This is a genomic window from Kribbella sp. NPDC051620 (assembly GCF_044453825.1).
GTDB lineage: Bacteria > Actinomycetota > Actinomycetes > Propionibacteriales > Kribbellaceae > Kribbella.
In genome coordinates this window covers 1-23,451 of sequence record NZ_JBITDB010000011.1, presented here as the reverse complement: position 1 = coordinate 23,451, position 23,451 = coordinate 1, and the positions used below count along the sequence as shown (strand labels likewise).

General features: G+C 67.8%; 21 protein-coding genes. 9 read left to right on the top strand and 12 right to left on the bottom strand.

From position 1 onward, the window contains the following. Positions 1 to 119 precede the first annotated feature (119 nt). On the top strand, positions 120 to 992 hold the full coding sequence (locus ACIA12_RS39185) for an LLM class flavin-dependent oxidoreductase (RefSeq protein WP_396372532.1): 873 nt from the start codon (positions 120 to 122) through the stop codon (positions 990 to 992). On the opposite strand, the gene acnA is transcribed toward ACIA12_RS39185, so the two are convergent. After that, positions 970 to 3,426: an aconitate hydratase AcnA gene (acnA, locus tag ACIA12_RS39180; RefSeq protein WP_396372531.1), complete on the bottom strand. Its 2,457-nt coding sequence runs from the start codon at positions 3,424 to 3,426 to the stop codon at positions 970 to 972. The genes ACIA12_RS39185 and acnA overlap by 23 nt on opposite strands. After that, complete coding sequence (locus ACIA12_RS39175; protein ID WP_396372530.1) at positions 3,423 to 4,514, bottom strand: isocitrate/isopropylmalate dehydrogenase family protein; 1,092 nt, start codon at positions 4,512 to 4,514, stop codon at positions 3,423 to 3,425. The genes acnA and ACIA12_RS39175 overlap by 4 nt, the downstream gene beginning before the upstream one ends. Before the next feature lie 185 nt (positions 4,515 to 4,699). Here ACIA12_RS39175 and ACIA12_RS39170 point away from each other — a divergent pair, with 185 nt between their 5' ends. The 4 genes from ACIA12_RS39170 (at position 4,700) to ACIA12_RS39155 (ending at position 8,128) form a co-directional block, all read left to right on the top strand. Then, positions 4,700 to 5,371 carry a GntR family transcriptional regulator gene (locus tag ACIA12_RS39170; RefSeq protein WP_396372529.1) on the top strand — a complete coding sequence of 224 codons (672 nt, stop codon included), beginning with the start codon at positions 4,700 to 4,702 and terminating at the stop codon, positions 5,369 to 5,371. Next, positions 5,368 to 6,363 (top strand): GDSL-type esterase/lipase family protein, encoded by a 996-nt coding sequence (locus ACIA12_RS39165; RefSeq protein WP_396372528.1) that lies wholly within the window; start codon positions 5,368 to 5,370, stop codon positions 6,361 to 6,363. Before ACIA12_RS39170 ends, ACIA12_RS39165 begins: the two co-directional genes overlap by 4 nt. A gap of 121 nt (positions 6,364 to 6,484) precedes the next feature. Further along, positions 6,485 to 7,294, top strand: coding sequence for a class I SAM-dependent methyltransferase (locus tag ACIA12_RS39160; protein WP_396372527.1), 810 nt, complete (start codon positions 6,485 to 6,487; stop codon positions 7,292 to 7,294). 78 nt (positions 7,295 to 7,372) lie between these two features. Further along, positions 7,373 to 8,128, top strand: a complete 756-nt coding sequence (locus ACIA12_RS39155) for a class I SAM-dependent methyltransferase (RefSeq protein WP_396372526.1) — start codon at positions 7,373 to 7,375, stop codon at positions 8,126 to 8,128. Between the two features lie 60 nt (positions 8,129 to 8,188). Here the strand turns inward: ACIA12_RS39155 and ACIA12_RS39150 are convergent, their stop codons facing one another. Next, positions 8,189 to 8,995: a GNAT family N-acetyltransferase gene (locus ACIA12_RS39150; protein WP_396372525.1), complete on the bottom strand. Its 807-nt coding sequence runs from the start codon at positions 8,993 to 8,995 to the stop codon at positions 8,189 to 8,191. Positions 8,996 to 9,098: 103 nt separating this feature from the next. On the opposite strand from ACIA12_RS39150, the gene ACIA12_RS39145 reads away from it, so the two are divergent. Then, on the top strand, positions 9,099 to 9,491 hold the full coding sequence (locus tag ACIA12_RS39145) for an ester cyclase (RefSeq protein ID WP_396372524.1): 393 nt from the start codon (positions 9,099 to 9,101) through the stop codon (positions 9,489 to 9,491). A 24-nt stretch (positions 9,492 to 9,515) separates the two neighbouring features. Here the strand turns inward: ACIA12_RS39145 and ACIA12_RS39140 are convergent, their stop codons facing one another. The 4 genes from ACIA12_RS39140 to ACIA12_RS39125 form a co-directional block, all read right to left on the bottom strand. Next, entirely contained in the window at positions 9,516 to 9,881 is a 366-nt protein-coding gene (locus ACIA12_RS39140; protein ID WP_396372523.1) for a hypothetical protein, read from the bottom strand. A gap of 350 nt (positions 9,882 to 10,231) precedes the next feature. Continuing rightward, the gene (locus tag ACIA12_RS39135; RefSeq protein WP_396372522.1) at positions 10,232 to 11,317 is read right to left on the bottom strand and encodes an InlB B-repeat-containing protein; all 1,086 of its coding nucleotides are present in this window, start codon (positions 11,315 to 11,317) and stop codon (positions 10,232 to 10,234) included. A 466-nt stretch (positions 11,318 to 11,783) separates the two neighbouring features. Further along, positions 11,784 to 14,771, bottom strand: a complete 2,988-nt coding sequence (locus tag ACIA12_RS39130; RefSeq protein ID WP_396372685.1) for a glycine--tRNA ligase — start codon at positions 14,769 to 14,771, stop codon at positions 11,784 to 11,786. A gap of 127 nt (positions 14,772 to 14,898) precedes the next feature. Continuing rightward, on the bottom strand, positions 14,899 to 15,255 hold the full coding sequence (locus ACIA12_RS39125; protein ID WP_396372521.1) for a winged helix-turn-helix transcriptional regulator: 357 nt from the start codon (positions 15,253 to 15,255) through the stop codon (positions 14,899 to 14,901). Between the two features lie 86 nt (positions 15,256 to 15,341). On the opposite strand from ACIA12_RS39125, the gene ACIA12_RS39120 reads away from it, so the two are divergent. After that, the gene (locus tag ACIA12_RS39120) at positions 15,342 to 16,289 is read left to right on the top strand and encodes an NADP-dependent oxidoreductase (protein ID WP_396372520.1); all 948 of its coding nucleotides are present in this window, start codon (positions 15,342 to 15,344) and stop codon (positions 16,287 to 16,289) included. Here ACIA12_RS39120 and ACIA12_RS39115 read toward each other — a convergent pair. Further along, a complete protein-coding gene (locus tag ACIA12_RS39115) occupies positions 16,279 to 17,223 on the bottom strand; it encodes a LysR family transcriptional regulator (protein ID WP_396372519.1) in 945 nt (314 codons plus the stop codon). The two genes, ACIA12_RS39120 and ACIA12_RS39115, sit on opposite strands and share 11 nt — an antisense overlap. Positions 17,224 to 17,307: 84 nt before the next feature. Here ACIA12_RS39115 and ACIA12_RS39110 point away from each other — a divergent pair, with 84 nt between their 5' ends. After that, entirely contained in the window at positions 17,308 to 18,126 is an 819-nt protein-coding gene (locus tag ACIA12_RS39110; RefSeq protein WP_396372518.1) for an alpha/beta fold hydrolase, read from the top strand. Positions 18,127 to 18,326: 200 nt separating this feature from the next. Next, on the top strand, positions 18,327 to 18,956 hold the full coding sequence (locus tag ACIA12_RS39105; protein ID WP_396372517.1) for a superoxide dismutase: 630 nt from the start codon (positions 18,327 to 18,329) through the stop codon (positions 18,954 to 18,956). Positions 18,957 to 19,149: 193 nt separating this feature from the next. Here ACIA12_RS39105 and ACIA12_RS39100 read toward each other — a convergent pair whose 3' ends face one another. From ACIA12_RS39100 to ACIA12_RS39085, 4 genes are all read right to left on the bottom strand, one after another. Continuing rightward, positions 19,150 to 19,596, bottom strand: a complete 447-nt coding sequence (locus ACIA12_RS39100) for a YdeI/OmpD-associated family protein (protein WP_396372516.1) — start codon at positions 19,594 to 19,596, stop codon at positions 19,150 to 19,152. A gap of 1 nt (position 19,597) precedes the next feature. After that, entirely contained in the window at positions 19,598 to 20,389 is a 792-nt protein-coding gene (locus ACIA12_RS39095; protein WP_396372515.1) for an alpha/beta fold hydrolase, read from the bottom strand. After that, a complete protein-coding gene (locus tag ACIA12_RS39090; protein WP_396372514.1) occupies positions 20,386 to 21,162 on the bottom strand; it encodes an alpha/beta fold hydrolase in 777 nt (258 codons plus the stop codon). The genes ACIA12_RS39095 and ACIA12_RS39090 overlap by 4 nt, the downstream gene beginning before the upstream one ends. Positions 21,163 to 22,029: 867 nt before the next feature. After that, on the bottom strand, positions 22,030 to 23,286 hold the full coding sequence (locus ACIA12_RS39085; RefSeq protein WP_396372513.1) for an RNA polymerase sigma factor: 1,257 nt from the start codon (positions 23,284 to 23,286) through the stop codon (positions 22,030 to 22,032). Positions 23,287 to 23,451 lie beyond the last annotated feature (165 nt).

Here is a 23,451-nt window from a genome sequence, read left to right as displayed (position 1 = left end):
GTGAGCATAACCTCAGTTACAATGCATCACCTGTTACATAAGCGTACTGGTTACTTTCCTGATCCGGCAACCTTTGTCCGGCGGCCGAAACTGTCGGTGGCCGGGCCGACGATGGAGCGATGACTACTCGACCGCGACTTGGACTCGTGTTTCCCCCGTCGTTGCCGCCGGAGTCGCTCCGGCCGGTCGCGACTGCCGCCGATGCCGCCGGACTGGACGACTTCTGGGTGTCGGAGGACTGCTTCAAGGAGAGCGCCGTCGCCGCGGCGGTGACCGCGCTGGCGGCCACCGAGCGGGTGCGGGTCGGGATCGGGCTCTTGCCGGTGCCGTTGCGCTCGGTCGTCCAGGCGGCGATGGAGCTCGCGACCATCGACCGGCTGTTTCCGGGACGGTTCGTGGGCGGCATCGGGCACGGCGTACAGGGGTGGATGGGGCAGGCCGGAGTACGGGCCGAGGCTCCGCTCACCTTGCTGCGGGAGTTCGCCACGGCGTTGCGGCGGCTGCTCGATGGTGAGCAGGTCTCCGTGTCGGGGCGGTATGTGAACCTGGATGAGGTTGCGCTGGCCTATCCCCCGCTGCAACCGCCGGCGCTGCTGATCGGCGCTGCCGGCCCGCGGTCGCTCGCTGCGGCCGGCGAGCTGGGCACGGGCACCCTGCTCGCGCTCGGCCTCGACGTCGCTGCGGTGAAGGAGTCGGCCGCGACGGTGCTGGCAGCTGCTGGCGATCGGCCTCATGACGTGTACGCGAGTCTGATCGTCGCGACCGGACCGAACGCGCGCGCCCGGGTCGATGCCGAGCTGGGCAACTACGGCATCCCGGGCGGCCCGGGCGTCGGCGCCGTGGGCGATGCCCGGGCCATCGCCGATCAACTGCTGGAGTTGGCCGACGCCGGGGCGACCGGCCTGTCCGTGCAGCCCTGCAGCGACGAGCCGGATGTCGCCGCGTTCGCGCGGTTCCTGGGCGAGGAGGTCAGACCGCTGCTGCATGGCTGACCCCTTCCCTGCTTTGGAGCTGCGCCAGTACATAAGGCAGTACGCCGCCGGCCCGGTAGTACTCATGCTCGCGAGGAGTGTCGAGGCGGATGCGCAACCGGTAGGACCGGCCGTCCGAGGTGACCGTCGCGAAGCCGTCGTCGCCGAGCGCGATGTCGATCGGGTGTTCGCCGGTGAGGTCGTCGCCTTCGCCTGGCAGGAACTCGAGCGGGAGGATGCCCATGCCGACCAGGTTCGACCGGTGGATGCGCTCGAAGGACTGCGCCAGGACGGCACGAACGCCAAGCAGGGCAGGCCCTTTGGCGGCCCAGTCGCGAGACGAGCCGGTGCCGTAGTTCTTCCCGGCCACGACGACCACCGGGATCTCCTCGCGCTGGTACGCCATCGCGGCGTCGAAGATCGGCAGCAGGACGCCGTCCTTGCGGGTGACCCCACCTTCGACGCCATCGGCCAGCGCGTTGCGGAGCCGGAGGTTGGCGAAGGCGCCACGCATCATCACCAGATGGTTGCCCCGGCGGGACGCGTACGTGTTCAGCTCGTCGACGCCGAGTTCACGCAGGTACCGGCCCGCCACGCTGTCCGGTGGGATCGCGCCGGCCGGGGAGAGGTGATCGGTCGTCACGGAGTCCCCGAGCCTGACGAGCGCCCGGGCGTTGTGGAGGTCGCCGGGGGTCGCTTGCAGCTCGAAGTACGGGGGGCGTCTGAGGTAGGTGGAGTCGTCGGCCCAGCCGAAGGTCTCACCGGTCGCATCGTCGCTGAGGTCGCGCCAGCGGTCGTCGCCTTCGAAGATCCGCTCGTACGCCGCGGTGAACATCTCCGGCCGCAGCGCTTCCTGGATAACGGCGTCGATCTCGCTCGGGCGGGGCCAGATGTCTTTCAGGTAAACGGGTTTTCCGTCGGCACTTGTGCCCAGTGGTTCGGTGATCAGGTCGACGTCCATCCGGCCGGTGAGCGCATAGGCGATCACCAGCGGCGGCGACGCGAGATAGTTGGAGCGGACGTCGGGCTGGATCCGGCCCTCGAAGTTCCGGTTGCCGGACAGTACGGCCGCGACCGACAAGCCCTTGTCCCGTACGGTTTGCACGACCTCGTCGATGAGCGCACCGGAGGCGCCGATGCACGTCATGCAGCCGAACCCGGCCAGGTGGAAGCCAAGCTTCTCCAGGTACGGCGTCAGTCCCGCCCGCTCGAGGTAGTCCATCACGACCCGCGACCCCGGCGACAAGGTCGTCTTCACCCACGGCTTGCTCACCAAACCCTTCTCCACCGCAGCCTTCGCCAGCAGCCCGGCCGCTACCATCACTGCCGGGTTGGAGGTGTTGGTGCAGGACGTGATCGCCGCGACCACAACAGCCCCGTCGGACAGCCCTGTACCCGAAGTACCGACCGTCTTCTTGACGTCGGCCAAGACGATGCGTTGGTCGGGGCGGCTCGGGCCGGCAATCGAGGGGGTGACGGTGGCCAGGTCGAAGGTGACGTTTTCGTCGTACTGGATCGCTGAGTCGTCGTGCCAGAGGCCCTGGGCTTTGGCGTAGGACTCGACCAGGGCCACCTGAGCGGCGGCGCGGCCAGTGAAGGTCAGGTAGCTGAGCGTCTGGTCGTCGATCGGGAACCAGGCGGCGGTCGAGCCGAACTCAGGGCTCATGTTGGCGATGGTGGCGCGGTCGGCGACCGGGAGGTCGGTCAGGCCGGGGCCGTGGAACTCGACCAGTTTGCCGACCACACCGTGCGCCCTCAGGCGTTCGGTCAGGGTCAGGACGAGGTCGGTGGCGGTGGCGCCGGCCGGGAGGGTGCCGGTGAGGCGGACGCCGACCACGGGCGGGATCATCATCGAGACCGACTGGCCGAGCATCGCCGCTTCGGCCTCGATACCGCCGATGCCCCAGCCCAGGACGCCGAGGCCGTTCACCATCGTGGTGTGCGAATCCGTGCCCAGGCAGAGATCCGGGAACACGACGCCGTCGCGCTCCTCGACCACGCGGGCCAGGTACTCGAGGTTGACCTGGTGCATGATGCCCGAGCCCGGCGGTACCACCTTCAGGGTTTCAAAGGCTTGCTGGCCCCAGCGCAGGAAGCGGTAGCGCTCGGCGTTGCGGTGGTACTCCAGTTCCACGTTGCGGCGCAGCGCATCCGGCCGGCCGAACACATCGGCGATCACGGAATGGTCAATCACCAACTCTGCCGGCACCAGCGGATCCACCGAGCGGGGATCGCCGCCAGCCTGTACGACGGCATCCCGCATCGCGGCCAGATCGGCCAGTACCGGTACGCCGTTGGTGTCGTGCAGGAAGACCCGGGACGGATGGACCTCGATCTCGCCGGTCACGCCGGGTGCCCAGTTGCTGAGCTCCTCGGTGTTCGTGCCGTGCCGCAAGCCGTTCTCCAGCAGGATCCGGAGGGTTCGGGGCAGGTGCGCCGGTGGTCGAGGGGTCATCGGCCGGCGGTGATGGTGGCAGCTACGGCGGCGGCGAAGTCGCTCGTGGTGGCGGTGCCGCGCAGGTCCGGAGTACGGGTTCCAGACTCGACAGTGGTCGCCAAGGCGGCTTCGACGAGGGTCGCTGCTTGCTGGAGTGCGGGGTCGGCGTGGCGGGTGCCGAGCCAGCTGAGCAGCATGGCGCCGGATCTGATGACGGCGATGGGGTTGGCCACGTTCTGCCCGGCGATGTCGGGGGCCGAGCCGTGGGCGGCCTGGGCCATCGCGCGGGTGTGGGAGGCGTTGAGCGAGCCGGCGATGCCGAGAGAGCCGGCCAGTTCGCCGGTCAGGTCGGACAGGATGTCGCCGAACATGTTCTCGGTGACGATCACGTCGAACGCGGCGGCCCGGCGTACCAGGTGGGCCGTCATCGCGTCGATGTGGAAGTCGTCCAGCTCGACGTCCGGGTACTCGGCGCCGACCTCGCGGCAGATGTCGAGGAAGAAGCCGGTCGTCATCCGCAGCACGTTCGCCTTGTGTACGACGGTCAGGTGCCGGCGGCGGGTACGGGCCAGCTCGAAGGCCTCCCGCGCGATTCGCTCGATCGCGGGCCGGGTGAAGATGCCCATCGCGATCGCCACGTCGGCCGTCGGCATGTACTCGCCGGTGCCTCGGTAGGTACTGCGGTCCGCGTAGAAGCCCTCGGTGTTTTCCCGGACGATCACCAGGTCGATCCCGGGTGTGATGGCCTGGACACCCTCGAACGCCTTCGCCGGCCGGATGTTGGCGAACAGCTCGAAGTGCTTGCGCAGGAACCCGCTCGGGTTCAGCTGTGCCCGGTGCTCCGCCGGGTACGCCGCGCTGTCGTGCGGGCCGAGCAGCCAGCCGTCCAGCTCTTCGAGCGCCTCCAGGCTGGCGGGCGGCAGGGCGCTGCCGTGGCTCTCGATCGCGGCGGCGCCGACCGGCAGCGGTACCCAGTCGAGCGGCTTGGCGCCGGCGGTCGCGACGGCGGCGTCGAGCACCTCGACGGCTGCGGGCACGATCTCCGGCCCGATGCCGTCGCCGAGCAGGACGCCGAGGCGGTGGGTTCGTGGTTCTGCGGTCGGCACGTGGTTCCTCTCGTCGAGCGGGGTACAGCTACTGTCCTTCGTTATAACCTGTCTCGTCAAGAGCTCGGACTGATCTTCGTTTGGCGTTGTTTCCCTCAGCTTTGGCTCTTTATCTCGTTATAAGCACTGTCGGATCGTATGCTGCGGTAGGTTATAGCCTCGCTGCTGGCACGGGAGGAGGACCGATGGACGACCCGAACGGCGCCCGCGCGACCAAGGCCGAGGTCGCCTACGGTCTGGTCCGCGAGCAGATCCTGCGCGGCGACCTCGCCCCCGGCTGCGTCATCCAGCAAGGCCAGCTCGCGCGTGACCTCGGCATCAGTACGACGCCGCTGCGGGAGGCTCTGCGCCGGCTGATGAGCGACGGCCTGGTCGAACTGGACGCCCACCGCGACGCCCGGGTGAGCGCACTGACCGCGGAGGAGGCCCGCGACCTGGTCGAGCTGCGCCGGTCGCTCGACCCACTCGCGGCCGGGCTCGCGGCGGAACGGCGTACCCGCGCGGATCTTGAGACGATCCGGGCCACTGCGGCCGAGCTGACTCCGCTCCGCGGGGATCCGAAGGCCGAGGAACTGGGCAGCCATCGCCGGTTCCACCACGCGATCTACTCGGCATCGCAGAACGACCTGCTCGTCCAGACCCTCGACGGGCTCTGGGACAAGGCCGACCGCTACCGGCGGCTCGCGCTCACCGTCGACCGGAGCCAGGCCGACCTCGACCGCACCCATGCCGAGCACCAAGCGTTGGTCGACGCGATCGCCGCGGGCGATGCCGAGACCGCCGCTGCCGTGATGCGCGACCATGTCGACGCGAGCCTCGGCGCCCGCGCGGCAACCCGGCTTGGGACTTCGTCATGAGCAGTGACGCACTCTGGACCGGCTACCGCCATCGAGCTGTCGACGCGGACGGCTGGCAGACGTTCTGGCGACTGGACCCACGCGAGCAGCCGTTCGAACTCCACGACTGGCTCGGCCGCCCGGACCGCCCCGGCCACCGCCTCTGGTCCCGCGCCGCCACCCCTGCCGGAGTACGAGCCTCTTGGCGGACGTCAGCATCATCGGTAACCCTGGAGATCCGAGCAGCCCTCGACATCTACGCGGCGATCGCCCCGGTCGATTTCCTGATCAACGGTCAGCTCCACCAACGCTGCCAGGTCGAGCCCGGCGAGCAACGGATCACCGTCGACCTTCCCGCCGACCCAGCCGACCTGCAGATCTGGCTGCCGCAAGGGGGCGCGATCGAGGTACGGGCGGTTTTCTTTCATGGTGAAGCCGTACCGCAGCCGCCGACCGGCCCACGCTGGATCACCTACGGCAGCTCGATCACGCAATGCACAGGTGCGTACGGCCCTTCTGAAACCTGGCCCGCCCTGGTAGCCCGGCAACACGGCTGGGACCTGATCTCCCTCGGCTTCGCCGGCGAATGCCACCTCGACCCGATCGCCGCCCGCACCATCCGCGACACCCCGGCCCGCCTGATCTCGCTGTGCCTCGGCGTCAACGTCTACGGCGGCCAGACCTTCAACGGCCGCACCCTCCCCGGCCAGATCGAGTCCTTCATCTCAACCGTCCGCGACGGCCACCCCCACACCCCGATCGTCGTCATCACCCCGCTCGTCGCCCCCAACCTCGAAGGCAAACCCAACGCCGTCGGCCTGACCCTCGACGACATCCGAGCCTGCGTAGAACTAGGCGCCCGAACCTTCCCCGACCTCCACCTGATAGACGGCCGCACCGTCCTCACCACCAACGAAGCCCAAACCCTCTACGCCGACGACCTACACCCCAACCCCGACGGCTACCACCTGATAGCCACCCGCCTGGCCCCCCTCCTAACCCTCCCCCTCTAACCCACCCAGCTTGCAATGCCGGCCCGGTGGCGGAACGGTCAGCTTCCAGAACGGCCGGCAGGCGTTATGCCGGCGGCAGAAGCCCTGTCGGATCATCGACGTGAGGAGGCATTCTGAGGCGATGGATCTGGGGTTCGGCGGCGAGGTTGCTGATCTGTATCACCGATACCGCCGCGGTTATCCGTCAGGGTTGATCGCCGCGTGCATCGATGCGTTCTCGTTGACGGGCGACGATCTCGTGATCGATCTCGGTTGTGGCACGGGGCAACTGGCGACACCGATAGCCCCGCAGGTTCGGGCCGTGATAGGGGTCGATCCCGAACCAGACATGCTGGCCGTCGCCCGCTCAGCCGCCCAGGACCAGGGCGTCACGAATGTGGCGTGGCTGGTCGGCAGCGACTCCGACCTTCCGCTGCTGCGATCGCTGTTGGGTGAACAGTCGGTCGGTGCCGTGACGATCGGACAAGCGCTGCACTGGATGAACCATGAGGCGCTGTTCGCCGCAGTCGGTCCGCTCCTGCGTCCTGGCGGTGGTGTCATGGTCGTGGCCAACGGGATCCCGCTGTGGCTGCAGGACTCGGACTGGTCACGGGCGTTACGCGAATGGCTGTCCGACTGGTTGGGCGCGCGTCCAGCCAACAGTTGCGGGACCGACAACGCAACGCAACGGCACTATCGCCAGAGCCTGACGGTCAATGGCTTCGAGGTCAGCGAGGTCGAGCTCGACTATGCCGACGAGCTCGACTTCGATCAGGTACTCGGCGGGGTCTACAGCGCGCTACCGGTTGACCGCCTTCCCTCGCCCAAGGAGCGTCCACAGATCGCAGCGGAGCTCCGGGAAGTGCTTCATCCCTATCGGCCGTACATCGAGCAGGTCCCGGTGCGCGCCCTCCTCGGCAAGCGGCATGACAGGGCGGATCGCCCCTTGTAAAACCATTGGTGAGCCGACTTGCTGCGCTGATGTACTGATGGGCGACCGTGCGTCTGCCCCGTGACGGAGGTAGTAGTTGTGACGAGCTATGACTCGCTTGCCGAGGTGTACGAGTGGCTCATCTCGGATGCGAAGCTGGCCCCGGCCGAGTTCGCTGCGTCGTTCGACGACGTCCTCAGTCTCCTGCCGCCGAACGCTCACGTCCTCGATTGTTCGTGCGGAACCGGACAGTTGGCGGTCGGCCTCGCCGGTCGTGGTCTGCAGGTGGTCGCAACTGATGCCAGCGAAGCGATGGTTCGCCGGACTGCGGAGTTGGCTGAGGAATTCAAGGCCCCCGTCCGGACAATGCGGGCCGACTGGCAAGAGTTGCCCGACCATTTCGATGACGGCACCTTCGACATGGTGTTCTGCGTCGGCAACTCGCTGCACCATGCCGTGGGCGCGAGCGGCAGGCTTGCTGCTCTGGAGTCGATGTCACGGCTTCTGCGCCCCGGCGGGCGCTTGGTACTCACCTCCCGCACCTGGGAACTCGTGCGTTCCAGAGGTTCCCGGCTGGACATCACTGACCGTCTAATCCGCCGGAACGGACGCAATGCCGTCGTGGTCTACCGCTGGGAGATTGCGTCACAGTGGGAGGAGGAGCACCACATCGAGATCGCGATCGCGGAAGTTGATGCGGCCGGGCCGGTTCTTGTCCGCTCGGAACTGCTGTCGTGCTGGCCCTACCGCTACGACGAACTCACAGCCGAGCTGCACCAGGTCGGACTCCGGACGGAAAAGACCACGTACAACCCTGAGGCCGAGAACTACATGGTGGTCGCGAGCAAGGTATAGCCAACGGCCTCACAGTCCCCTTCCGTTGGTGCCGAGGGCATCGATCTGTGGCGGTGGGTTCTAGGTCAGTCGCCAGATCTGCAGCGTGCGATCGGTCAGCACTTCGAAGCCTTGCCGCAGCATGTTGGCCAGCGACGGGTTGTGACCGCCGGGCTCGGGTTTGAACGAGCCGGTGGTGACCAGGTCGCAGCCCTGGGCGAAGGCGTCGGCGATCCGGCGGGTGAGCAGCGCCGACTGGGCGCCTCTCCCCCGGTACTCCGGCCGGGTCGCGCCGCTGCGCAGCCGGCCGACACCGTCGACGACGTGCAGCGAGGCGGTGCCGACCATCGTGTCACCATCCCAGGCGGCGTAAGCCGTCATGCCTGGCCAGTCGCAGTAGGCCTCGAGCATGGTACGGAAACCGTCGTCGTCCATCTGATAGGCGTCCGCTTGCAGCTGCGCCCAACTGTCGGCGTACTGCGGCCCGATCGCTTCGATGCGGAAGTCGGTGGCTGCCTGCTCGACCGGCTCGGCACGGCGTACGACCTGGACGTCGGTCGGGCCCGGGGTGACTCCGTACGACGTCGCGATCTCGTCCCAGTCCGGTGGGAGAAGACTTGGCGTGATGCTCAGCTTGGCCGTCGTACACCCGGCCGCCTTGAAGTAGACCAGGACCTCGCCGATCACTGCCGAGGTCACCGGCCCATCCAGTCCGAACCCGGTCGCCTGGGACCAGAACGACAAGGTGTCCCGCGGTGCCGCCAGCGCGACGACCGAGCCGAAGCGGCGCCGCGTCATCCCCAGCACAGTCGGGCCGGGGCCGTAGTCGTCCCCAAGCCTCCAGAGCAACTCCGCCTCAGCCCGCTCGATCCGCTCACTCAGCTCCATCCCGCCATCATGCCGGGGCACGATGTACGGTCGACCTCGACCGGCCATGGCATTTGCGGACTATCCGCTTCAGCTCGTGCAGGACGGCACGGAAGGAGAACCCGTGGCCCACCACAACCTGGAGTCCACGTACCTGGCCTACCTCGACGTACTGAACGGCCGGCGGTTCGACGAGCTGGACCGTTACGTCTGCGACGAACTCGTCTACAACGACAAACCGCTGACCCGCCAGCAGTACGCCGACATGATCGCGGAGGATGCTCGAGCGGTACCGGATCTACGGTACGAGGCTCACCTGTTGTCCACCAATGGCGACCTGGTTGGTTGTCGGCTCTGGTTCGACTGCACCCCGACAAGCACCTTCCTCGGCCTTGAACCGACAGGGCGGGCGGTCTCGTTCGCCGAGCACGTCTTCTACCGGTTCGAGGGCGGACGGATCGCGCACGTCTGGTCCCTCATCGACCGCGATGCGGTCGCGTCCCAACTCAGCCGCTGACCGCTCCTGGCCGGCGCGTTCGGATCAGATTCTTCCGTCGCGATAGGCCTGGTAGGCAGTGGGCACCTTCGGTCGGAAGCCGCGGCTTCGAGCCAGCGAGATGTCCATGTGGCCTTGCCATGGGCTGGGCAGGGGCTCGCCGGAGGACTCGTAGGTCGAGCCGACGAGTTGGGCCATTTCGTAGGCGGTGAGGGGTGAGTCGTCGGCGATGTTGACCGTTTGCCCGTCCAGTTCGCCGGTCAGCGCGAGGTTGATCGCGGTTGCGATGTCCTCGTGGTGGATGACGCTGAGTTTGCGCGCGGGATGCCATCCCAGCTCGGCCAGTTGGCGCGGGGCCGCTTCGAGATGACCGTCCTGGTCCCCGTACACGAAGGGGAAACGCAGGATCACCCAGTTCAGTCCGCTGTCGTGGCGTCGATCTCCGGGCTTCGTCGGTGGTACGGAACACGGCGGCCAGGTGAACGGCGGTCGTGATGCCGGCCAGGGCTTCGGAAAGCGTCTCCGGATCCAGGACGTCTCCCTCAATGCCAACCAGGCCCGGCGACACCACACCCGGGATCATGAACCTCGACTAGGTGGGAAAGTCATACCGAGCCTGGCGGCCAGACCTCCCACTACGGGAGCCACCAAAACCGCAACGGGTGGGAGCTAGGCGACGAAGGAGCGAACGAGGCGCCGGCGTGGGGTGAGTAGCCCACGCCGGACAGACCTCGCTTCGGTTTTCCTTGGTGATGGTGGTACTACGCGGCGCGCCAGACTGCGGTCAGGGCGACGGCTCCGCGGGGGGTGGTGTGGAGTACGGTCGCGCTGTTCTTGTAGAGGTAGGGCTTCCAGCCGCTGGGCTGGTGGCCGGCGGTGTACCAGCCGGTTTTGGTGGTGTCCTTCGGGTTCTGGTAGCGGGTCTTGTTGTCGTAGGAGCGCTTGGCGGTCCAGCCGGCGAAGGTGTGGCCGGAGCGTGTGAAGGTGTTCTTCCGCAGCGCGGTCGTACGGCCGTAGAGCACGATCGTGGGTGACATCGATCCGGTACCGCCCCCGGCGGCGTACGTCACCGTGAACTGGAAGTTGTCCAGGCGGTAGAGCCGGCCCGCACCGATGTTGAAGCCCAGGTAGTAGGTGCCGCGCTGGTGGGTGAGGTGCTCGCTCTCGGAGCCGGAAGCGTGCTCGTAGGTGCGTACCAGCTTGAAGGACCAGTTGTAGACGAAGATCCGGTTGGTCTTCTGCGTGCCCTTGGGGCTGGTGATGACGTAGACGTAGCTCTGGTCGCAGTCGATGCCCTGCCCGGTACCGGTCATCGCCAGCTTGGCCGACTTCGCGGTCTGCTTGAACGCGCTGTTGTACGAGTAGTACTGGTTCAGCGTGCCGCCGGCGTACCGGTTGTTGACCGCGTCGTAGCACAGACCGGTCGTTGTGTGCGGCAACAATACGGTCTTCTCGATCGCGAGCGTGCTCGGGTTGATGACCCGGACGGCCCGTCCTTGGGTGGCGCCCTGGACCGAGTCGTCGTTGGTCCACGCGGGGATCAGCAACCGCTTGGTGTCGGCGTTGTAGGCGATGTCGTTGCCGTGCCCGAGCAGATTCGTGGCGTGACCGGAGCGGATCCGGAAGGTCGCGACCTTGGTCGGCGTCGACGCGTACAGCTTGGTCTTGATCAGCTGGGTCGAGTCGTACATCTTGGTGCCGGACTTGGCGTGCTCCGACACGACGGCATACCAGTACGTCCCGTCGGTGACCCCGCCGTTCAGCGCCGTGTACTTGGCCGAGGTCGGTTTCGCGATCCCCGCCAAGGTCGGCCCACTGACCTTCGGCAAGGCCGCGCTAGCGGTCACCGTGCCCCCGATGGTAAGCGCCGCGGCGGCGCCGAGCGCAACCACCGTCCGCGCCAGCCGACCAGTTCCATACCGAGTAACCATGAAGCCCCCTTCGCTGGTGCGGTACTTCCCTGCGAAGCCGCACGTGTCCCGCACGATAAGGGCCAAGGAAGGTCAACCAGACCGATCCAAGCGCCCAGGACGAGCGCCTGTCGGCTGAAGCCCAGGTACGGTCGGGCGCTCCACGATGCCCTTGTACTCGACGAGGCACCGACGTAGGTCAGTACCTCACGCCGGACGGCCACCCGCACACGCGACCACGGACACCTCACCGCACAGGGGCCCTCGACAACCACGGGTGCCTTCGCTGAGCGGGTGACGGAGGAACCCGCGACCAAGGGCGGGTGGGAGCTCAGCGCCGTGGGAGCGACGCAGGAGCGAACCAGGCGCCGGCGTGGGCTAGTACCCCACGCCGGCGGTTAGGTCAGTTTTCTTTGGTGAGGCTGGTGCCTAGGGCTTGCCAGTCGAGGACGGGGGCGGCCAGGTCGCGGATGGTGGCCAGGAGGCCGAGGCGGGCGGCGCGGAGGTCTGGGTCCTCGGCCATGACGAGGATTTCTTCGAAGAAGGTGGTGATGGGGGCTACCAGGGGCTGGGTGGCGGTGACGAAGTCGGCCAGGTTGGTGGGGGCGGTGCCTACCTTTTGGACGGCTTCGTGGAGGGCTACCTCGGCCGGTTCGGTGAGCTTGGTGGAGTCATACGACGCGACTACATCGGCGGGGACGATGCGGCGGGCTCGCTGGAGTACTGCGACCAGGTCGGCGAACCCATCACTCAACACCTGGCGCTGGAGTTCGGCGAGGGTTTCGTCGGCGGTTGCGGGTGCCTCGGCCAACGGCAACACAGCGGCGACCTGAAGGTGGTCGTCACCGCGATCGGTCAACTGCTGCTCGTACCGCCGTACGGTGAAGTCCGCGGCGTCGGCGAGCACGGCATCGGACACCTCGATCCCCTGCGCGGTGATCTCCGAAGCAGCAGCGGCCAGACCGGTCGACAGCGTGATCGCCCGCAGCGATGGGTGTTCGCGCAGGATCGCCACCACACCAGCAGCGGCCCGACGCAAAGCGAAGGGGTCGGAGCTACCGGTCGGCTTGGCGCCGATCGCGAACAGCCCGGCCAGCAGGTCGAAGCGATCCGCCAACGCCAGCAGTGCGCCCGGCACAGAAGACGGGACGGGGTCGCCGGCGGAGCGCGGCAGCTCCATGTCGAACAAAGCCTGCGCAACGGCCTCGGTTTCGCCGCTGCGGCGGGCGTACTCGCGGGCCATCGTGCCGGCCAGGCTGGTCAGTTCGACGACCATCTGCGAGCCGAGGTCGAACTTGGCCAGCTCGGCAGCACGCTGCAGAGCCACCAGATTGTCACCCGAAAGCTCCACGACGGAGGCCAGCGACGTAGCGACGGCCGCGATCCGACGGGCGCGCTGGGCCATCGAGCCGAGCCGCTCCTCGAAGGCGAGCTTCTCCAGCCCCTGCTTCATCGCCTCGGGCGTGCTCTGCAGATCCGCCCGCCAGAAGAAGGCAGCGTCCTCATACCGAGCACGCAGCACACCTTCGTTGCCGTTCCGCACGATCGCCTCGTTGACCGAACCGTTGGCAACGGCAACGAAGTGCGGCAACAGCTCACCCGAGGCGCCACGCACCGGCAGGTACCGCTGGTGCTTGCGCATCACGGTCGTCAGGATCTCGGCGGGCAGGTCCAGGTAGTCGGCCGAGAAGTTGCCCAGGATCGGCGTCGGCTCCTCGATCAGGTTGACGATCTGGTCCAGCAACGCGGACTCGGCGACGAAGTCGATGCTGCCGTTCACCTCACGAGCGAGCAACTCCGAAGCCGAGATGATCCGCTCGCGGCGCTTGGCCGGGTCGGCCTCGATGCCGTGGATCCGCAGCAGGTCGAGGTATCCCTCGGCCGACGCGATCTCAACGGTCGGCTGGGCGGCGGTACGAAGGACGCGCGTCGTACGCCCGGCCGACAGCGACGACACCGACACCGGAACGACCTGGTCACCGAGCAGCGCGACCATCCAGCGGACCGGCCGGGTGAACGACAGCTTGGCGTCGTTCCAGCGCATGTTCTTGTCCGACCGCAGACCGCTGACGATCTCGGCCAGTACGCCGCTGAGCACCTCGGCCGCCCCACGCCCCGGGTCAGGCTTGGTCACGGCGACGTACTCGACACCGTCGACCACCAGGTCGTGCAGCTCGGAGGGTTCCACCTTCTGGCCCCGCGCGAACCCGGCAGCCGCCTTCGTAAGGTTGCCCTCGGCATCAAATGCGGCAGCCTTCTTCGGACCACGGGAAACCTTCTCCGCATCCGGCTCACTCGCCTGCACAGCGGCCACGAAAGCGACCACCCGGCGCGGCGTCGCATAAGTGGTGACCTCGCCATGCCCAAGCCGGGTCGCCGCCAGCTTCTCGGTCAGCGCGGCCTTGACGGCGGCAGCGGTCTTGGTGACCTCCGACGGCGGCATCTCCTCGGTACCGATCTCGAACAGCAGCTGCCGCGTCCCGCTCATCGTCGGGAAAGCTTCAGGCGCCGGAGCTGCGGCAGGCAATGAGGCGATGCCGAGCGGGTGCTCGAGTTCCGTACGCCGCTCCGCCCAAAGCGTGGCCACCTCGCGCGCCAGTGTCCGCATCCGGCCGAACGCCTTGGCGCGTTCCGTAGTACTGACCGCTCCGCGCGAGTCGAGCACGTTGAAGGTGTGCGAGCAACGCAGCACGTTGATGTGCGCCGGCACCGGCAGCCGCAGATCCAGCATCCGCCGGGCCTCGTTCGCGTACTCCTCGAACAGCCGCTTCTGCGATTCCACGTCCGCGTCGTCGAGGTAGTACCGGCTCATCTCGTACTCCGCCTGGCCGAACGCTTCGCCGTACGAGATGCCCGGCGCGTACGCGATGTCCTTGAAGTGCGAGACGCCCTGCAGCGCCATCATGATCCGCTCGATGCCGTAGGTGATCTCCACCGACACCGGGTCCAGCGTCATCCCGCCGGCCTGCTGGAAGTAGGTGAACTGGGTGATCTCCAGCCCGTCCAGCCACACCTCCCAGCCGAGTCCCCAGGAACCGGTCGCCGGGTTGGCCCAGTTGTCCTCGACGAACCGGACGTCGTGCGCGTCGATGTCGATGCCGAGCGCCTCGAGGCTGCTCAGGAACAGCTCCTGCGGGTTGCCCGGGTCCGGCTTGAGCACGACCTGGAACTGGGTGTGCGTCTGCAGCCGGTTCGGGTTCTCGCCGTACCGCGCGTCGTCGGGCCGGACCGACGGCTCGACGTAGGCGACCCGCCACGGCTCGGGACCGAGGACGCGCAGGATGGTCGCCGGGTTCAGCGTGCCGGCTCCCACCTCGGTGTTGAACGGCTGCACCACCATGCAACCGCGTTCGGTCCAGTACTTGGTCAGCGCGAGCAGCGCGTCCTGCATCGTGAGCACGAACAACTTCCTCAGGTTCGGTCGAGATTCGGGGGATCGAGAGCCGCAGTCTATGAGACCGCGACCGGAGTCACACCACGGATGACCCGTTGGCGGCCGGGACGCCGCACGGCAGTTGTCAGGTGATCTCGTGGAGGTGGGCTTCGACCCAGGTGCGGAGGGCGCTGAGAGGGGTGGAGACGCTGTGACCCAGGTCGGTCAGGGAGTACTCGACGCGGAGGGGGACCTCGGCGTAGATCTCGCGGTCGATGAAGCCGCTGTCCTCGAGCCGGCGCAAAGTGTTGGTCAGGACCTTCGGGCTGATGCCCTGCAGCCGGCGCTGGAGTTCGCCGAACCGGACCGGGCCGTCTTCCAGCGCACCGATCGCGAGCGCGGCCCACTTGTTCGCGAGCAGGTCGAGGACGTCGCGGCAGGGGCACTGAAGGGCGTACACATCATGCTTGTCATGCACTCCGGTCGAACAGCTGACGGTCACGGAAGGCCCTCCTGAGCTGGTCACTTTCCAGAAGATAGTAGCAGCCCTTGCGGGAAAGTACGGTCGCGCAGATAGCGTCCGGCCCCATGAGAGCCATCACGCAGAACAAGCTGGGCGGACCCGAAGTCCTGTACGTCGCCGAGGTCGAGCGACCCGAGCCGCTGCCGACCGAGGTCCTGGTCCGCGTGCATGCGGCCGGCGTCAACCCGGTCGACTACAAGACCCGCGAGGGCGGCGGTATGCAGGGCGTACTCGGTGCGCCGCCGTTCATCCTCGGCTGGGACGTGTCCGGTGTGGTCGAGGAGATCGGGTTCGGCGTACACACGCTGGAGGTCGGCGACGAGGTCTACGGCATGCCGTGGTTCCCGCGGGCGGCTTCGGCATACGCCGAGTACGTCACCGCGCCCGCCCGTCAGTTCGCGAAGAAGCCTGCCAACCTCAGCCATGCCGAAGCAGCTGCCCTTCCGCTGGCCGGGTTGACGGCGTGGCAGATCCTCACCGCCGCGGCGGATCTTCAGCACGGCCAGCGAGTACTGATCCACGCGGCCGGTGGCGGCGTCGGGCACCTGGCGGTTCAGTTCGCGAAGAACCTTGGCGCGTACGTGATCGGGACGGCAAGTAAGGCGAAACACGATTGGCTGCTGTCGCTCGGCGCCGACGAGGTGATCGACTACCAGACGACGGCGGTCGAGACGGCGACCGGCGACCTCGATCTGGTGGTCGACCTGATCGGTAGCGAGACCACGGTCGACCAGTCGATCAAGGTGCTCAAGCCGGGTGGACTGCTGGTCGCAGTACCATCCGGTACTTCACCTGAACTGCTCGCCAAGGCTGCGGCGGCCGGCGTGCGGGTGCGGCCGTTCCTGGTCGAGCCGGACGGACATGCGCTCGGCGAGATCGCGGTGCTGGTCGAGCACGGCGAAGTACAGGTAGAGGTCGAGGAGACCTTCCCGCTGGCCGAGGCCGCTGAGGCTCATCGGCGGATGGCGACCGGACGGACGCAGGGCAAGCTCGTACTCGATGTCAGCGTCTGACTGAGCTTTCAGGTTCTGGGAGCCAGGCGCCGTCAGGGATGACGAGCCAGTCGTCGATGGCGAGTTCGTCGATGGCTGCAATGAGGGCGTCCAGCGCGGGATGGGCCAAGTCTGCTCGCCAGACCATCGACCAGGGGTAGAGGATCACCGGGTCGATGACAGGGCGCAGTACCGCGCCCGGGACCGGCGGTTGGGTGCTCATCGTCAGGATCGGGGAGCTCCGGTCGCGGATGTGCTGCGCCAACTCGTCGGCGCCACCCTCGACGTGCGGATGCGCGAGCGTCCGGTCGACACCCCAGGGCGCGAGCACCTGCAGGATCGCGTGATCCCAGGCCGGGGTGGCGTGATTCCCTGCCCGGTAACACAATCCGGTCCCCTTCAGGTCCTGCAGCGAGATCTCGGCCGAGTCGGCGAGCGGGTCGCCTTCGGGCAGCAGGACGGCCAGCGGTTCGTACCGTACGACGCGTTGACGCAGACCTTCGGCCCGCCCGGGATGCCGGCCGAAGGTCACGTCGAGACGGTCGGCCAGCACCAGCGGTACGGCGGCCTCGGTGCCGGTGTGGAAGCGGACGAAGAACTCCAACTCGGGAGCGATCCGGCGCGCGGCCGCGAGTACGAGCGTGGGTGTCAGGCCAGGACCAACCACGTCGACCGTCATCGACGGGGCGAAGCCGCGCAACTCGTGCACGGTGAGGTCGTGCAGGCTGATCAGCTCGCGGGCCCTGACGAGCAGCTTCTGACCTGACGGCGTCAGCTCGACCCGGCGGGTGGTCCGATCGAAGAGCCGCGCCCCGAGGCGGTCCTCCAGCCGGCGGATGTCGCGGCTGAGCGCCTGCTGCGCGATGAAGAGCCGCTGCGCCGCGCGGCTGAAGTGCAGTTCCTCCGCCACGACGACGAAGTACCGCAGCAGCCGGATCTCCAGATCGTCGGGCACTCGTTCTTATTAACACACCAGGCGTGTCAATCACCGGTCAACAGGTGTTGGAGTCCGGAGCACGGTCTCCCGCATGGTCGAGCCATGACAACACAGACCGCTTTGACCCTCGATGTCGACGATGCTCGCCTGTACTACGAATTGCGCGGCAGCGGGCCGCTCGTGGTGCTCGTCGGGGCTCCGATGGACGCCGACTCCTTCGCGCCACTGGCCGAGCTGCTGGCCACGGACCACACGGTGCTGACGACCGACCCGCGCGGGATCAACCGCAGCCCGCTCGACAACCCCGATCAGGACTCGACTCCGGCGCAACGGGCTGCTGACCTGGCCGCACTGATCACCCACGTCGGCGCCGGGCCTGCCGTCGCGCTGGGGTCGAGCGGTGGGGCGGTCAGTGTGCTGACGCTGGCTGAGCTCTTCCCGGATGCGGTCAGCACGGTGATTGCCCACGAGCCGCCGCTGCTGAACCTGCTCGACGACCGGGTCGAGCAGCTCGGGCTGTCCGAAGAGCTGCGGGCGACCTATCTGTCGGGGGACGTGATCGGCGCGTGGGAGAAGTTCTTCGCGCAGGCGAACATCATGGTGCCGCCGGGGGCGATCGAGGGGATGTTCGGCGGTGAGCGCGATCCGCAGTCGGTGACGGACGAGCGGTTCTGGTTCGGGCACGAGCTGGGGCCGAGCGTCGGTTGGGAGCCTGACGTGGACGCTCTGCGAGACGGACCGGTCCGGATCGTGGTCGGGATCGGGGTGGAGTCGAGTGGTCAACTCTGTGAGCGCACCTCGACGGCGCTCGCGGCCGGTTTGGGGGCCGAACCCACCCGGTTTCCGGGCGGGCATACCGGCTTCACCGATGACCCGGCGGCCTTCGAGCCGGTACTTCGGGCGGTACTCGCGAAGGGGTGAGGCGGGGCTGGCCGAAGTACCGGAGCGACCAGAGGGTGAACTGTTGCGAGGCGGCCTACGGTGCTGTGGACGGACGGGGCAGACTAGGAGCTAGCCGGCCGGGGTACGGGTGGGCACGGAAGTGTCCGCTTGACCTCAACACTGGTTGAAGTCTCAAGGTAGAGCCACCGGCCCTCCTGGGCCCTGACGAAGGAGCAGAGTTGACTACGAAGTACACGCTTCCGGACCTCGGCTACGACTACGGCGCGCTGGCGCCGCACATCGCGGGCGAGATCATGGAGCTGCACCACTCCAAGCACCACCAGACCTACGTCAACGGCCTGAACGACACCCTGGAGAAGCTGGCCGCGGCCCGCGAGAGCGGTGACTTCGGTTCGATCGTCGGGCTGGAGAAGACGCTCGCCTTCAACCTCGGCGGTCACGTCAACCACTCGATCTTCTGGAAGAACCTCTCCCCGGACGGCGGCGACAAGCCGGACGGCGAGCTGGCTGCCGCGCTGGACGAGTCGTTCGGCTCGTTCGACGCCTTCCAGGCCCACTTCACCGCTGCCGCGACCACCATCCAGGGGTCCGGCTGGGCCATCCTCGGCTGGGACGCGCTGCAGGGCCAGCTGCTGATCCACCAGCTGTACGACCAGCAGGGCAACCTGCCCGCCGGGCAGATCCCGATCGTCATGCTGGACATGTGGGAGCACGCCTTCTACCTGCAGTACAAGAACGTGAAGCCGGACTACGTCAAGGCCTGGTGGAACGTCGTCAACTGGGCCGACGCCCAGGCCCGCTTCGACGCGGCCCGCACCAACGCCGGCGGCCTCATCACCGTCGCCTGACCCACACCTGACAGTCCGAAGAACCCCGGCCCGCCGGCGGTTCTTCGGACATCGGGCGCCCTACCGCCCCTCGCGCATCGGCGTCCTGCACCGCCCTCGCACGTCGGCCGCCCTGCACCACCCCATAAGGCGGCCTTGCGCCACTCCCCCTTCTGGTGGCGAGGTGGCGCCCAGCGCCACGAGCCCGTCGTCGTCAGCGCTGGCCTCGGCCCGAGGCCAGCCGTTCGACTGCTTTGACGATGCGGTTGGCGCGGGTTTCCGGTTTCTTGGCTTCTTCGACGCCGAGGACGAACCAGCTGCGCTGGCTGTACGACAAACCGTCGAAAAACCTCCGTGCCTTGGGATCAGCATCCAGAGCGGCGGCAAAATCTGCCGGTACTTCGACCTCGCGCGGCCGGTCGTCGAGCACCAGCTCCACCTCGTGTTCCTCACCCCCGGCCACCCCAGCCGCCTCGCGGTGCTTGGCGCTCAGCGCGACCATGTACCGCCCACCCATCACCGCCACCGTGTTGCGGTAGGTGTACCCGTTCAGCGTGACCACCACCGGCGGCTTCTTCCCGCGACCAAGCGCCTCGATCACCTCCGCCGGCACCTCGATCCCGGTCACCGTCGTCCCGGCGATCCTCGTCGTGAACTTCACCTCAACCCCCGAAGAACTCGGTCAGTACCGGTGCGATCGCCGATGCCTTGATCATGTGGTTCTGTCCCGGGATCTCCCGATGGGCGGCTCCCGGTATCGCGTCCGCGACCGCCTTGACCGACGCCCGCATCCACGCGGGGCTCTTCCCGCCGCCCACCACCAGCACGGGCAGCTCCACACCCGCCCACTGCGACGCGTCGAGCGGCTTCCCGAACGCATTCTCGCCGACCACCGCAGCGTCGTACGAGAGCGTATGGGCGACCGCCTTCAACTCCTTCCACGCCGGCATCAGCTTCATCAGCGTGACGACGAAACCGGGCAGCCCGATCCCCTTCGTCATGAAGTACCTGATCGCCTCCCCCGGCCGATCCGACAGCGCCTGCAGGTCAGCAACCCAGGTCAGCGGGACCGCCTTCCGGCTGTCGTCGATCACGTACGGCGCCTCGAACACCACCAGCTTGCTGATCGGCACCCCCGCGGCGGCAGCCCGCAACGCGAGCGCCGCCCCCGACGAGGATCCGTACACATAAGCCGACCCGCCCGCCGCCTCGATCACCGAGGCTAGGTCCTCGATCTCCCGCTCCACCTCGTACTCCGGTGCGTCGCCGCTGTCACCCCGCCCGCGCCGGTCGTAGTGGTAGACCGTGAACTCGCCGGCCAGCAACTTGGCCAGCTCCGGCATCGGCCCTTGCGCGCGACTGCACAGCGCACCGTCGACCAGGATCACCACCGGACCATCACCGGCCCGGTCGTAGGCGATCGTGGTTCCGTCCTTCGAGACCGTGGTGTTCATGACCAGAACTCCTTCAACGCGGGAGCCAGTATCGCGGGGTCGACGTTGTGCTGCTGCTCAGCCAGTACTACGTGACTGCCATCTTGCAGCAGCTCCGCCACCGCCTTGTTGCTCTCGGCCATCCACGGCCAGGCGACTCCCCCGGTCAGCACCCGGGTCGGCTGGTGAATTGCCTTGATCGCCTGGGTCGGTACCGAATAGTCGCCCATCACCGTCGCGTCGTACGCGAGCGTGTGCGCGATCGCCTCCTGCGCCGGCCACCACGGCGAGGCCTTCGCCTGCGCCACGAACTCGGCGGGCATCCCGACCACCTCAGCCATGAAGTACTCCGCCGCCTTGTCCCGCCGGCCCTCCGCGACGAACCCGCGGTAGATCGACGCGGTGTCAGCCGGCGGACGGCCTTCGGCGCCTTCGAGGAAGTACGGCGGCTCCCACAGCGCCAGCTTGTTCACCGGCCGGCCCGCTGCGGTCGCGAGCAGAGCCAGTGCGGCGCCCGACGACGTGCCATAGAGGTGGGCCGAGCCACCCGCCTCGGCGAAGATCGCGTCGAGGTCCTCGAACTCGCGCTCGATCGCGTAGACCTCGGCGTCACCGCTGTCGCCGCGACCCCGGCGGTCGTAGTTGTAGACGGTGTAGCTCTGCGCCAGCAACGCGGCCAGCGGCGCGTTCGACATCCGGTCCACCGACCCACCACAGACCAGAATGACGGCGGGCCCGTCGCCGAGGCGGTCGTACGCGATCGGGGTGCCGTCGGCCGAGATGACTTTCTGCATGATGTGCTCCTTCACAACGGCCGATGCCTCTCATCTGGCCTCACCGCTGCGTCGATCGACCACCCACCAAATCGACACCTACCCCAAAAGATTTCTGAGACGGTCGGAACGCGGGGTTGGGGTGGGGTGTTTAGGCCCCCCGTGCTCGCATGTCGAGCTGGACTCTTGAGCCCACCCAAACCACTCGGGCGGCCACGCGATGGGTACCTGGACCACGTAGGCAGTTGGTCGCGGCCCTGCGATGCGGCAACTCGTTGCTGCCAACGCAGGGCTTGGGCGTGGGTGTCTAAGCCCCACCCGTGCTCGCATGTCGAGCTGGGGCCTTGAGCCCACCCAAACCACTCGGGCGGCGACGCCATGGGTACCTGGAACGCGTGGCCAATTGGTCGCGGGCCTGCGATGCGGCAACTCGTTGCTGCCATGCCCGGGATGGCGGTTTGGGAGAGCTGACCGGAAAGAATCTGTCACCTGGCGACGAGAAGTTTCCGCTCAAACACCATCGCTTGATCCGGCAACCCGCCACCAGCGAGAGCTATCTGGCTGTGGTTCGGGTTGGCGCAAGGCGTTGATCCAACCAGTGGGTTTGCGGTGGCCTATGACTGGCCGGACCGAGTCAACCGGTGGACGGCACCAACCGCCAGCGCTGGACGAGTCCCGCGGGCTGGACGGCGCACCGCAAGTGGTTCGGGCGGGCACAACACTCCGGCGCGACGAGCGAGTCGGGGTGGGGCCTATACGCCGGCCCGGGCGTGAGTCAGCCGTTCGACGACGTCAGCGTCAAGTCGAGTCCCATTGGCCAGACCGTGCACCGCAGGTGATTCGGGCGGGCACAACACTCCGGCCCGACGAGCGAGTCGGGGTGGGGGCTTAACAGTTTGCGGCGCGGTCCAATAGGAAGGTTCGTTCGCGCTCGTTGCGGGTGAGACTGGCTGCCTTCTCGAATTCGGCTCGGGCCTCGTCGAGGCGGCCGAGTTTGAAGAGCAGGTCGCCTCGGACGCTCGGCAGCAGGTGGTAGTCCTTCAGCGACGGTTCGTCGGCCAGCGCGTCGACGGCCGTCAGTCCGCGCTCGGGACCGAAGGCCATCGAGATCGCGACTGCCCGGTTGAGCTCGACCACGGGTGACGGGGTGACTTGTGCGAGTACGGCGTACAGGCCTGTGATTCGGGCCCAGTCGGTGTCGTCGGCCTCGGCGGCGCGGGCGTGGCAGGCGGCGATGGCTGCCTGGAGCAGGTACGGGCCAGGGGTGCCTTCGAGGTTCCAGGCGCGGTCGATGCTCTCGAGTCCGCGGCGGATGAGCAGGCGGTCCCAGCGGCGGCGGTCCTGGTCGAGCAGCAGGACCGGCTCGCCGTTGGGGCCGACGCGGGCGTTGGCGCGCGACGCCTGGATCTCCATCAGCGCGACCAGACCGTGTACTTCCGGCTCGGCCGGCATCAGCTCGGCGAGCAACCGGCCGAGGCGGAGCGCCTCGTTGCACAGCGACGGCCGCATCCAGTCGTCTCCGGCGGTGGCGGAGTAGCCCTCGTTGTAGATCAGGTAGATGACTTCCAGTACCGACGAGAGCCGGTCGATCAGGTCCTGACCGGTCGGTACCTCGAACTCGACCTCCGCCTTGGCCAGATTGCGCTTTGCCCGGACGATGCGCTGCGCGATGGTCGCCTCGGGCGCGAGGAACGCGCGCGCGATCTCGTCGGTCTTCAACCCGCCGAGCAACCGCAGCGTGAGCGAGACGCGCGCGTCGGTCGTCAGCACCGGGTGACATGCGGTGAACACCAGCCGCAGCAGATCGTCCTCGATGGTGTCCTCGAGGATCGCCTCGACATCGTCCTCGACGCTGTCCCCGTCGATCTCGAGCTCATGCCCCAGCTCGGCGAGCTTGCGCTGGTACGTCTCCTTGCGCCGGATCAGGTCGATGGCCCGCCGCTTGGCGATCGCCATCAGCCAGGCACCCGGATTGTTCGGTACGCCGGACTCCGGCCACTGCTCCAGCGCCGCGACCAGCGCGTCCTGCGCGAGCTCCTCGGCCAGCCCGACATCCCGCACGATCCGCGCCACCCCGGCAATGATCCGAGCCGACTCGATCCGCCAGACCGCGTCGATCGCCCCGTGCGTCTCAGTCACCGTCACCCACCCGATAGAACCCCATCCCGGGTCCAACAGCAAGAAACTCGGGGTGGGGGGGCCCCCCCCCCGGGGGGGGCCCCCCCCGGGGGGGGGGGGGGGGGCGCGGCGGGGGGGGGGGGCCCCCCCCCGGGTTGTTTAACCACCAAACGTTGGGGGGGTGCCCGCCCC